Origin of the sequence: Xenorhabdus sp. IM139775 (assembly GCF_028598745.1) — a bacterium.
GTDB lineage: Bacteria > Pseudomonadota > Gammaproteobacteria > Enterobacterales > Enterobacteriaceae > Xenorhabdus.
In genome coordinates, this window is the sequence record NZ_JAQRFK010000030.1 from 25,960 (window position 1) to 37,695 (window position 11,736).

8 protein-coding genes are annotated in these 11,736 nt (G+C 44.7%); 6 read left to right on the forward strand and 2 right to left on the reverse strand.

Features of this window, described 5'->3' with window-relative positions; all coding sequences use genetic code 11:
• The first annotated feature begins 1 nt into the window (after position 1).
• The 5 genes from PSI17_RS08640 (at position 2) to fur (ending at position 5,103) form a co-directional block, all read left to right on the forward strand.
• Complete coding sequence (locus PSI17_RS08640; RefSeq protein ID WP_273551599.1) at positions 2 to 2,140, forward strand: type I secretion system permease/ATPase; 2,139 nt, start codon at positions 2 to 4, stop codon at positions 2,138 to 2,140.
• A gap of 113 nt (positions 2,141 to 2,253) precedes the next feature.
• Entirely contained in the window at positions 2,254 to 3,249 is a 996-nt protein-coding gene (locus tag PSI17_RS08645) for a GlxA family transcriptional regulator (RefSeq protein ID WP_273551600.1), read from the forward strand.
• Positions 3,250 to 3,465: 216 nt separating this feature from the next.
• Positions 3,466 to 3,756 carry a LexA regulated protein gene (gene ybfE / locus PSI17_RS08650; protein WP_045969581.1) on the forward strand — a complete coding sequence of 97 codons (291 nt, stop codon included), beginning with the start codon at positions 3,466 to 3,468 and terminating at the stop codon, positions 3,754 to 3,756.
• 175 nt (positions 3,757 to 3,931) lie between these two features.
• The gene (gene fldA / locus PSI17_RS08655) at positions 3,932 to 4,465 is read left to right on the forward strand and encodes a flavodoxin FldA (protein WP_273551601.1); all 534 of its coding nucleotides are present in this window, start codon (positions 3,932 to 3,934) and stop codon (positions 4,463 to 4,465) included.
• Positions 4,466 to 4,650: 185 nt separating this feature from the next.
• Entirely contained in the window at positions 4,651 to 5,103 is a 453-nt protein-coding gene (gene fur / locus PSI17_RS08660; RefSeq protein WP_273551602.1) for a ferric iron uptake transcriptional regulator, read from the forward strand.
• 131 nt (positions 5,104 to 5,234) lie between these two features.
• Here the strand turns inward: fur and PSI17_RS08665 are convergent, their stop codons facing one another.
• Complete coding sequence (locus PSI17_RS08665) at positions 5,235 to 7,943, reverse strand: beta-N-acetylhexosaminidase (protein ID WP_273551603.1); 2,709 nt, start codon at positions 7,941 to 7,943, stop codon at positions 5,235 to 5,237.
• 234 nt (positions 7,944 to 8,177) lie between these two features.
• On the reverse strand, positions 8,178 to 9,845 hold the full coding sequence (gene glnS / locus PSI17_RS08670; protein ID WP_273551604.1) for a glutamine--tRNA ligase: 1,668 nt from the start codon (positions 9,843 to 9,845) through the stop codon (positions 8,178 to 8,180).
• A 419-nt stretch (positions 9,846 to 10,264) separates the two neighbouring features.
• On the opposite strand from glnS, the gene PSI17_RS08675 reads away from it, so the two are divergent.
• Complete coding sequence (locus PSI17_RS08675) at positions 10,265 to 11,551, forward strand: glycosyltransferase (RefSeq protein ID WP_273551605.1); 1,287 nt, start codon at positions 10,265 to 10,267, stop codon at positions 11,549 to 11,551.
• The last annotated feature ends 185 nt before the right edge of the window (positions 11,552 to 11,736 follow it).

Consider the following 11,736-nt stretch of genomic DNA (forward strand, 5'->3'; position numbering starts at 1 on the left):
CATGGCTGAGACGTTCTCTTTTACCGGCGGCGAAAATTTCACGCCTGATACTAACAACAGCGCACTGGATTGCATTGCCTATTTGGGCAAACAATTTCACAAAGTCGCTTCTGTCGAACAACTGCATCATGTTCTGGGTGTGGATTCCCTTGCGCTGACCGATCCACAGCTACGTGAAGCGGCAGATACCATCGGGCTGCACAGTAAGTTTGAACACCTGACACCCGATACCGCCGCCACGTTACCGTTACCTGCCCTGATTGAATTGGAGCAACGCTGGTGGGTACTGGCAGAAATCCGTCCTGACACTTTGACGGTGTTCGATCCCGGCAGCGGAAAATATGAAGCACGTGCATTAGCTCATGGCGGATACGACTATAAAGTGCTGCTGGTGGCGGATAAATCCCTGACCAAGCAGCAGGTTAAGTTTGGCCTAAGCTGGTTTTACCCCTCCATTTTCAGGCAAAAAAATCAGTTACGGGATATTTTCCTGTTTGCCATCGTGTTGCAACTTTTTGCACTGGCTTCCCCGCTATTGTTTGAAAATATCATCGACAAGGTGCTGGTCGGGCGAAGTATTTCCAGTCTGCATATTTTGGGCATGGCGATGCTGGCACTGGCATTGGCGGAACCCCTGTATGGCTTCCTGCGCAATACCGTGTTTGGGCATATGGCCAGCCAAATTAATGCTGAACTCTCCGGCAGGCTGTACCGCCATCTGGTGGGATTACCCCTGCCCTATTTTAAGCAACGGCAAACCGGGCAAATTATCGCCAGAGTCCGGGAAATGGCGCATATCCGCCAATTTCTGACCGGATCGACCCTGATGCTGTTGCTTGACCTGATTTTCATCATTCTGTTTCTGGGCGTGATGTTCCATTACTCCTCCCTGTTGACCTGGATCGTCATCAGTTCACTGGCGCTCTACTTTTTGTTATGGATCGCCGTCGGGCCAATGATCCGGCGCAAGGTAGAAAAAGAGTATGAAGCGGACGCCAATGCCACCAGCTTTCTGACAGAAGCGGTCACGGGGATTGAAACCATCAAAACCACCGCGACCGAAAAACGCTTCCTGCACCAATGGCAAAAGGTCTTGAGCCAGCAATTAATCCAACGTTTTACGGCGCAAAAAAGCGGGCTGGCAGCGGGACAAGGAATTGAACTGATCCAAAAAGTGGTTGCCGCCCTGCTGCTGTGGTGGGGAGTCCGGGGCGTGCTGGATGGCGAATTATCCCCCGGTGAATTAATTGCGTTTAATATGCTGGCGGGGCATGTTACCCAACCCATTTTAAGGCTGGCACAAGTCTGGCAAGACTTTCAGCATACCCTGATCGCCCTGCGCCGGGTAGGGGATATTCTTGATGAACCCATGGAAAGCAGCAAGCAGGGGCTGGCATCCGCCCCCGAACTGGCCGGTCAGATTGAGTTCAGGAATATCCGCTTCCGCTATCATGCAGATACACCCGAAGTGCTGGCAAATCTGTCGCTGGAAATTAAAGCCGGGGAATTTATTGGCATCACCGGGCCGTCGGGTTCCGGCAAGAGTACCCTGACCCGCTTATTGCAGCGCCTCTATGTGCCGCAGCACGGTCAGGTTTTGGTGGATGGCATGGATCTGGCGATTGCTGATCCCGTCTCACTGCGCCGTAATATGAGCGTGGTCTTGCAGGAGAGCATTCTGTTTTCCGGCAGCATTGCCGACAATATCCGCCTGTGCAAACCCAATGCCAGCGATGAAGAAGTCTATCGGGCGGCAGCCTTAGCGGGCGCGGTTGACTTCATTAATGCCTTTCCCCATCAATTTGCCCATCCGGTTGGCGAAAAAGGCTGCAATCTTTCTGGCGGGCAACGGCAACGCATCGCATTGGCAAGGGCATTGCTGAGTGATCCCAAGATTTTGATCCTTGATGAAGCCACTTCCGCGCTGGATTATGAATCTGAAGCCGCCATCATGGGCAATATGGATGAAATCTGCCGGAACCGAACGGTGATCAGCATTGCTCATCGGCTCAATACCCTCCGCCATGCGGATAAAATTTTTGTTTTGGATTTGGGGAAAATCGCTGAATCAGGTACACATGATACGCTGGTACAACAAGATGGCTTATATGCACAACTTTGGTATCAACAAACCCAGTGATGACAGCGAAAAAGAAATTCATGGGAGACATGAGACTTTTTTCGCCCTAGAATCAATTTCATCGTGACATTAACATAACGTGACAAAATGTTCTTAAGGAAGAGAATATCACTATGAAACAAGTCTCTATTACAGCACTGGTTTTTTCTCACACCTCTGTCACATCGGTTGCCATGCCGATTGAAATTCTTACCCTCGCCGCCAACGCCATTGGCGGCTCAGTGCCTCACGTCAGCATTATCTCGCCGACCCATCAGGGAATGATCCGCCAGAGAATCAATCATACCGATGGCCTGCTGATGGACTCAGTTCCCTGCTCCCACGGTTCGCTCCTTTCTGATCCCGACGACGAACAGCAACCCGATATTATCCTGATCGGTTCACTGGGTTTTCCTGATTGGGAACCGCGGCACTGCTCACAGGAAATCATTGAGTGGCTTAAGGCAATGGATGAACAGCGCATTCCCATTGTCTCCATCTGCTCAGGCACATTTATGCTTGCCAAAGCAGGATTATTAGACACCGGTGCAACGATCCATCCTCATTTTTCCCCTGAATTCAAAAAATTATTTCCCCATATTCCCCTTTACAGCGACAAAAAAATCATCAGTAATAACCACCGTTTCTGTATCTCCAGTGCCTATGGATGTGGAAGCTATATGTTGAATATCGTTGAGTTGATATACGGACAATATGCCAGAGAGCGATGCGCAACATTCCTGTTAGATGAAAATGACCACCCAAGCTCATACGATCCCGCCAGTTTTGCCCCCTATCGCCAACATGCCGATCCGTTGATCCATAAACTGCAAGATTGGATGCACGCTTTCCCTTCTGACATTTTATCTGTCGCCGATTTGGCGAATAAAATTCATCTGTGTGAACGCCAAATGAAACGGCGCTTTAAGCTCGCCACCGGCAAAACACCGATCCAATATATCCAACAAATTCGCCTGTCACAGGCCAAGCATTGGCTGGAAAAATCCCATAAAACCATTGAAGAAATCAGTCATAAGGTGGGTTATGAGGATACCCGTTATTTCAGGGAATTATTCAAACGTTGCAATGGGCTGACGCCAAAAGAGTATCGGCAGAAATATCATTGCTGACCTTGTAAACGGAAAAATATCGCACTTTCCAAGCGCTTCAATGTCAAGCCTGATATCTTTCTTTGAGTAAGGCATTTTCTAATATATCAATGTTGTTTCGTTTATAGCGCTTGGGGCATTCCAACAATCTCTCCCATCAAGCAGTAGCGACGCGCGCCCAGCTAAGGTATTATTGCCCGCTATATTGTTGGTACACGCCCATTATCAATTGAATTTATGGCAAAAGAACAAACTGATCGCACCACACTGGATTTGTTCGCAGATGAACGCAGGCCAGGGCGACCGAAAACAAACCCGCTGTCCAGGGATGAGCAGCTTAGGATCAATAAACGCAACCAGTTGCGACGAGATAAAGTCAAGGGACTGCGCCGAGTGGAACTCAAACTCAATGAAGATGCCGTCGATGCACTGAATCATCTGGCAAAACAGCGCAACATCAGCCGCAGTGAATTGATTGAACAAATGTTACTGGCCCAACTGGCAGAAACAAATCACCTTGCCGGTTAACGGCTTTTATTAAACAACAATAAAGCGCTGTCACCACACAAATCTGACAGATTTGTCATTGATGTTTGGTCAGAATAACGCTTTTCATGTTACCAAAACTGACATTTTTCTAGCTGATTTCAGCGTGATGTGTATAACTTTAATACACAGATAAAACAAGAGGTTAACCCATTTTATGGCAATAATAGGTCTATTCTTCGGCAGCGATACCGGCAACACAGAGAACATCGCCAAAATGATCCAAGAAAAATTGGGCGGTGCTGAGGTTGCTGAAGTCCACGATATTGCCAAAAGCAGCAAAGAAGATATTGAAGCCTTCGATATTCTGCTGCTTGGCATCCCAACTTGGTATTACGGCGAAGCTCAGTGTGATTGGGATGATTTCTTCCCAACACTGGAAGAGATCAATTTCGAAGGGAAACTGGTTGCTTTGTTCGGCTGTGGTGATCAGGAAGATTATGCAGAATACTTCTGTGATGCCATGGGCACCATCCGCGATATTATTGAACCCCGTGGCGCGATTATCGTCGGCCACTGGCCAACCGAAGGATATCACTTTGAAGCCTCCAAGGGCATGGCCGACGATAACCACTTCATTGGTCTGGCCATTGATGAAGATCGTCAACCCGAATTGACGGATGAGCGCGTTGAAGCCTGGGTACAACAGATTAAGGCTGAGATGAGCCTGTCAGAGATCCTGGGTGCATAATCCGGGGATAAAGGCCCTTTCAGGCAGGATAATTCCTGCATAATGTGTCATGATATCGGACTAGGCATGGTTTTCATTTTAAATATCCATGCCTATAATCAGCAATGTGATACAGAATCATGATTCCCTCACGATACCCCAAGTATCATAAGCTCACTTAACCCAAGTTACAGGACTGAATCCGCATGACCGACAACAATAAAGCATTGAAAAATGCTGGACTTAAAGTAACACTTCCGCGCTTGAAAATTCTGGAAGTGCTACAGGACCCAGAATGCCATCATGTCAGTGCGGAGGATCTCTACAAAAAACTGATTGATATCGGTGAAGAGATTGGCCTCGCCACTGTCTATCGCGTGTTGAACCAGTTCGATGATGCCGGCATTGTCACACGCCACAATTTTGAAGGTGGTAAATCGGTTTTTGAACTCACTCAGCAACATCACCATGACCATCTGATTTGTCTCGACTGCGGTAAAGTCATTGAATTTAGTGATGAGTTTATTGAAGAGCGTCAGAAAAATATCGCTGAACGTTATGGGATTAAACTTTCAAACCACAGTCTCTATTTATATGGTCACTGTGCTTCTGGTGATTGCCGCAACGATAACGCGCTTCATAATGAAAAGGCAAAATAACGAAACGCCAATGAAGTGATTAAAACCTTTTGCTTCGGGTGTTTTTTCGTCTGAATAAGCTACTGCCGATGAGAGCTCTCACTAATCAGCAGTAGCTTTACCCGCTTATTGAGTTGATTTTTCAAAGAAAATCATGAGAATTTAACGTCGTCTATACGGCTAAAACGTTTTCCATCCATACTGACAGAACGAATTTTTACATTGCTGCTGACGTGCGGCCGCTGTCTGTCATTGTAATCCTGCCATGTTTTCCCATTATCCAATGAGTATTGGATAACAACTCCCGGTAATGCAATATTGGCTTCCAGTGTTCCAGAAACAATTCTGCCACCCGGCACAGGCAGACGATAGGCTATTTTGGCTTTATCCAGTTTAGCCAGCTCACGCTGCCCTATCAGGTTGGCGAAGCGTTCCCAGTCCTGTTGCAATAGCACAGTATCAACATAGTGTGTTATTCCACCCTTATATTCCCTGCCCTGCCGATAATTCTGTTCCCATTCTGCCTGATGCCATGCCCGTTCCGCCAACGGCAGCAAGCGAGGATAGATCATATATTCCATTTGTTCATCGGTACGCACGGTTTCACTCCATGCCTGTCCCGATAGGCCATAAGCCCCCGGCCAGCGTTTATTGCCATGGGAATTAAAGCGGTTGCCATCACGTTCCACCGAGGTTTCCGCATTTTGTGGCAGGTTGTTCGGTGCAAAGCTGAAAATTTTCGCCTCATCATTAAAGCGCGTTGCCCAATAATAACCCCGCTCTTTCGGATGAACTTCATAAGGCATATCTAAGTAGACATAATCAGGGCTGGAAACAACGACCCGATAGCCCTTATTCGCCCAGTCGTTCACTGAATCAGTGCCTCCCCAATACAAGGTATCCCAGAAATTCACTGCAACCTGTTTAGTGGCGAAATCTTTGGCCGATTTAGCGTGTTTCAGGCCATCCTGCCATGCCTGTAGGGTGCTGATACCGCGGGCATTGACGATTTTGCTGACTTCAATCGCAAAATAACTGGCGAGTTCATCAACATCTTTAACGACACCTTGTGCGACCAGCTTCTGACAAGCCGGGGATTTCGCCCACGGCTTATCTTCGATTTTTTGGTTGATCATTCCCTTGCCCGGCACAATCGGTTCCTCTTTATCCTGATATCCTGCCCCCAACCGAATATTTTTTGCCTCATCGCCACCAAAATGCCAAGTATTCAGTGGCAGGCCCGCTTCTTTGTGCATGGCAGCGACCTCACTGATCACTTTATCAATAAACTGCTTCGAGGAATTCAGGCACGGGTTAAGGTAACTACGGCGATCATAGAACTGGACGGAGGTGGTATTCGAGGTATCTGTCGGATCAAGCAGGCGATATTCATTGGCTTCCTGCGCCTTGCCCTGTGCCATGAGTTTCTTATAACGCGCTTCCATCGACACAACCGCAGCACGCGCATGGGCGGGGAGATCAATTTCTGGAATGACTTCTATCTGCCGGGCTTTGGCATAATTCAGAATATCAATGTAATCCTGACGGCTAAAATAACCACTGCCCCTATTGTGATTATCCGGCCCCGATCCCAATTGCGGCAACAAGCACTGGGTTTCACTCAAATCATGGCAGCGCTGACTGCCGATTTCAGTCAGTTCCGGTAACCCTGGAATTTCCAACCGCCAGCCTTCATCGTCACTTAAATGGAAATGGAATTTGTTCAGCTTATAGTGGGACATTTGCTCAAGCAGACGCAGAACGGCGGCTTTGCTATGGAAATTTCGCCCAACATCAAGGAATACCCCCCGATATTCAAACCGTGGTGCGTCTTTTGCCGTCAGTGTCACAATCTTGGGCATACCGTTGGCAGGCAGCAGGGAAAATAGTGATTGCAGGCCATAGAACACGCCAGACTGATCAAATGCGATAATTTGTGTTCCACGGGTGGTAATCTCCAATTCATACGCACCCTTTACTCGCCAAGGCCGGGTAAATTGGTTTGCGTTGATTTGAGTCGCTATTTGATAACCATTATCCGTTAAATTAATGTCATGGGCTTGGAAACGTTCCCTGATCACGTTAATCGATTCGCGGCTTAACCCTCCCAACTCTAATTTCACCCCACGGGATAAATCCACATCCTGAGAATGAATGGAAAGTGCTTTCGGTGTCGGAATAATCTGCCCTCTCAGTTGATCTTCTCTGACTGTTGCCACCAGCTGATTTTTGGCAAAACGGTTTTCGGCTGTCATCAGGGTATTGTTATCCGTTGTGATACGTTTCCACTGTTCGCCTTTCAGATCAGATAAAAATTCGCTGATATTCTCAGTATCGGTATTGGCCAATACCTTAGGTTTAGCATCACCGGAAGTGGCATACCAACGCGGCATAAAATCTGTACTGAAGATCTGCCAATATTCGCCAATAATCGGTAATACGACCTTTTCATTGGCCTTGATGCCGGTAAATTTCTTCGTCGGTTCCAGTTTATGTAAGTCACCTGTGATGTGGGTAATTTTGTACTGATCATTGTCCAGTTTCAGGATCTGGCGAATACTGTGAAAATAGAGCGCCCAATTTGACGCATTGATGGCCTGACCACCGTTACTCAAAATGATGTTAACGCGGTTACAGACCGCCGAATCCGCACCAAGAATGGCGCAATCTGTACCATGTGAACCCGCTTGGTTATCAATAACGTTGAAATTAACGTTTAACTGACTGAGTAAATCCACAATCTGCTGTGATGACATTGCTTGCTGTGGTGATATTGACGATGTCATTTCTGCATGGGTGCTGCCTATCAATCCAACTACCGTAATGAGTGCTGCCAAGGTACGTAATTTAATAGTTTTCATAAATTACCTCGTCCGAACTGATTATTTTTTCGATGGGTCAATTCTTGGGCAAATAATGTACAATTTCGACCAGGCAATAACCCTATACAATATAGGACTATAAGGCAATTTTTAATCTTAGCTGAAAGTGTTAATTTTCATTACGCGGCTATTAGCGATAAAAAAAGCGTGAAATAATCACGCTTTTTACGGGATGGGATAACCAATCTGAACCAGATTATCTTTGTGAGATCGTTACTGTTGTGAGATTTTTGCCCAAGTGTCACGCAGGCCAACGGTGCGGTTAAAGACCAGATTTTCCGCATTTGAGAGGCGGCTGTCAGCACAGAAATAACCTTCACGCTCAAACTGATAGGTTGTTTCTGGCAATTCCTTTGCCAACCCCGGCTCGACAAAACCCTGACGGATCACCAGCGACTCTGGATTAATCGTCGCCAAGAAGTCATCTTCTGCCCCCGGATTTGCCACACTGAACAGACGGTCATACAGGTAGAACTGTGCCGGTACGCCATGTGCCGCGCTGACCCAGTGAATAACACCCTTGACCTTGCGCCCATCAGCGGGATCTTTGTTCAAGGTTTGCTCGTCATACTGGCAATAAATCGTCGTGATATTGCCTTGTGCATCCTTCTCAACACGCTCTGCTTTAATCACATAAGCGTTACGCAGACGTACTTCTTTACCCAGAACCAGTCGCTTATATTGACGGTTTGCTTCTTCACGGAAATCCGCACGGTCAATGTACAGTTCACGGCTGAACGGCACTTCGCGGCTGCCCATTTCTGGCGTATTTGGATGGTTAGGCATCGTCAGAATAACTTCACCTTCCGGCATGTTTTCAATCACCAGTTTCACCGGATCAAGAACCGCCATCGCGCGCGGTGCATTTTCGTTCAGGTCATCACGGATGCAGGATTCCAATGCTGCCATTTCAACGTTGTTATCCTGTTTAGTCACCCCAATGCGGCGGCAGAACTCACGAATAGACGCCGCAGTATAACCACGGCGACGCAAGCCGGAGACTGTTGGCATACGTGGATCATCCCAACCATCAACGATGTTTTCTGTCACCAGTTGGTTAAGCTTACGCTTGGACATCACCGTATATTCCAGATTCAGACGAGAAAACTCGTACTGACGTGGGTGGCAATCAATCGTAATGTTATCCAATACCCAATCGTACAAACGGCGGTTATCCTGAAATTCCAGCGTACAGATGGAATGGGTGATCCCTTCCAGCGCATCGGAAATGCAGTGTGTGAAATCGTACATCGGATAGATGCACCATTTATTCCCTGACTGATGATGCTCCGCAAACTTGATACGATAAATGACCGGATCACGCATCACAATGAACGGGGATGCCATATCAATTTTGGCACGCAGGCACGCCTTACCTTCCGCAAATTCACCGGCACGCATTTTTTCAAACAGGGCTAAATTTTCTTCTGCGCTGCGATCACGATACGGACTGTTTTTGCCCGGCTCTTTTAACGTGCCACGATATTCACGGATCGCTTCAGGACTCAGCTCATCGACATACGCCAATCCTTTATTGATTAATTCAACAGCGTATTGATACAGGATATCGAAATAGTCAGAGGAGTAACAAATATCCCCACTCCACTGGAATCCCAACCACTGAACGTCATTCTTAATCGATTCAACATACTCGATATCTTCTTTGACCGGATTGGTATCATCAAAACGTAGGTTGCATTGTCCCTGATAGTCTTGAGCGATGCCGAAATTCAGGCATATCGACTTGGCATGGCCGATATGCAGATAGCCGTTAGGCTCAGGCGGGAAACGGGTATGTACGGATGTATGTTTACCAGTTGCCAGATCTTCGTCAATAATCTGACGAATAAAGTTTGTCGGGCGGGCATCTGCCTCACTCATTGTTTTTTCCTCAATGCAAAAAGCGCTTCAACATAACCCTCTATAATCTAATAAGCTGAACCGAGAAACAATACTTTGTTGGTGGAAAATGGCGGAGTGGGTAAAGTTAGGGCGAAAAAGCGGGAAAACAGCCCTCATCTTAACCGATTGAAAAAATCAGATAACAAAGCGTTAACAGTAACCCATTTCCCTAAAAATAAGCCAATTACAAAATATAGTATGCCTTTTATGTATAATATTATTTAACTTCTCTGGCTACATGAGTATATCTTAAAGACATTGATTCGTCAGATACCTATTCAATAATAAAACTATTATTTAATTCTTATCAGCCTATCCACGCAACGGGAACTTTCACCTTTAGTTATTATTACCACTTCAATGTTAAAAGATATCCTATATATCAATAGAGAATGAAAATGAAGAATCTATCATCAGACAATAAAAAGATGATTATAGCCATAGTCATTAATGAAAAATATATCTCAGATCACGATACAAATGGGTTTAAGGTCGGTGCCACGTCATTCGCATTAAAAATGGCTGAATATTTTATTCAACAGCAGGTTTTTGCTGGTTTTATCCTCTATAAAAGAGATAAATCTCTCTTGTCACCTCAAATTGAACAATTAAAAACAGACGGAATAAAATATATAAAAATGCGCTTCAATTTTTCGATGAAGTCAGAAGACATTAAAGAAGCCTTAGCTAAAAGTTTATCATCCCTCTCTATAAATAATAACCAAACACACAATATTTTTGCTTATTATCAGACAGATACCTTGCTTTCTTACCATCCGTCAAACTTCCTATGTGGTGTAACCCATCACGGGCCTTTTGTTGAAGATTTTCAGAGAAATTATTCACAAGAGGAAGCCTATCAAGCATTTGAAAATAAAGATAAGGCACTTCATCTTTATAAACAACAATCGATAGGCATTAATACTTTGATTGGAAGAGATTACTTTGTTATACAACACTCTAAACTACAAGGTGATTATCTGGTCAGTAAAGGTGTTCATCGAGAAAAAATAAAACAGGTGAATCCCCCGATGTTTTCCTACGAAAATTATGCATGCAGTTTATTAAATTCCAATATGCGACATTTCCTAAAAACCAATAAAGATGAAATTTTGTTATTCACCGCGGTTGCCAGATTAGATTATTTTAAAAATATCGAATTATTAATTAACTCCGCTATTCGATTATTAGAAAAAGGCGTGCCAATAAAAATATTAATTTTAGGTGATGAAGAAAAATATGCTATTAGAAGAGAGAGACTACACGCCATGATCCCCATGGAATACAGGAAATATTTTTTAATCTCCCATAAACGACCCCATGCGGAATTATTTAGTATTTTCAATGCAGTAAATAAAAAAGCGGTTTTTGTCTGCACTTCACGCTACGAAACACTGGGTATTACTCCGTTAGAAGCAGCATTAAATGGGATCTATACCATTGTTCCCAATTTAAGTTCTGTAGAAACATCAAGTTATTTCTCTTCGGAAGATAAGTTTGAATACAGCATAATTTCACTGACGCAAAAAATAATTTCCATCTATGATGGAAATTTATTCACATCCGATATACAACAAAAAAATCTCAGTTCTTTACTGTCAAAAGTTATTTTCGAAAAGAGTGTTGAAAAAATTTACAAAGAAATTTCAATGAGTTGTAAAAACCCTGCCTCACCTGTTATATAACCATTATTTATAATAACAAGTATAAATAGTTTCAAATAAATGAGCACAAAAATGTGCTCATTTAATTTTCATCAAGATCGTTACAACGATCACAATTACTTACTTAACTATAGCTTTTTCTTATTTTTCATTTAAAAATAAGTCCTGTTAATAATGAAAAATTTCCAATAATATTTCCTACAACA

Excerpts from the sequence above, each read along its gene's own strand:
- PSI17_RS08640 (WP_273551599.1), top strand. The coding sequence starts at position 2 with ATGGCTGAGACGTTCTCTTTTACCGGCGGCGAAAATTTCACGCCTGAT.
- PSI17_RS08645 (WP_273551600.1), top strand. The coding sequence starts at position 2,254 with ATGAAACAAGTCTCTATTACAGCACTGGTTTTTTCTCACACCTCTGTC.
- ybfE (WP_045969581.1), top strand. The coding sequence starts at position 3,466 with ATGGCAAAAGAACAAACTGATCGCACCACACTGGATTTGTTCGCAGAT.
- fldA (WP_273551601.1), top strand. The coding sequence starts at position 3,932 with ATGGCAATAATAGGTCTATTCTTCGGCAGCGATACCGGCAACACAGAG.
- fur (WP_273551602.1), top strand. The coding sequence starts at position 4,651 with ATGACCGACAACAATAAAGCATTGAAAAATGCTGGACTTAAAGTAACA.
- PSI17_RS08665 (WP_273551603.1), bottom strand. The coding sequence starts at position 7,943 with ATGAAAACTATTAAATTACGTACCTTGGCAGCACTCATTACGGTAGTT.
- glnS (WP_273551604.1), bottom strand. The coding sequence starts at position 9,845 with ATGAGTGAGGCAGATGCCCGCCCGACAAACTTTATTCGTCAGATTATT.
- PSI17_RS08675 (WP_273551605.1), top strand. The coding sequence starts at position 10,265 with ATGAAGAATCTATCATCAGACAATAAAAAGATGATTATAGCCATAGTC.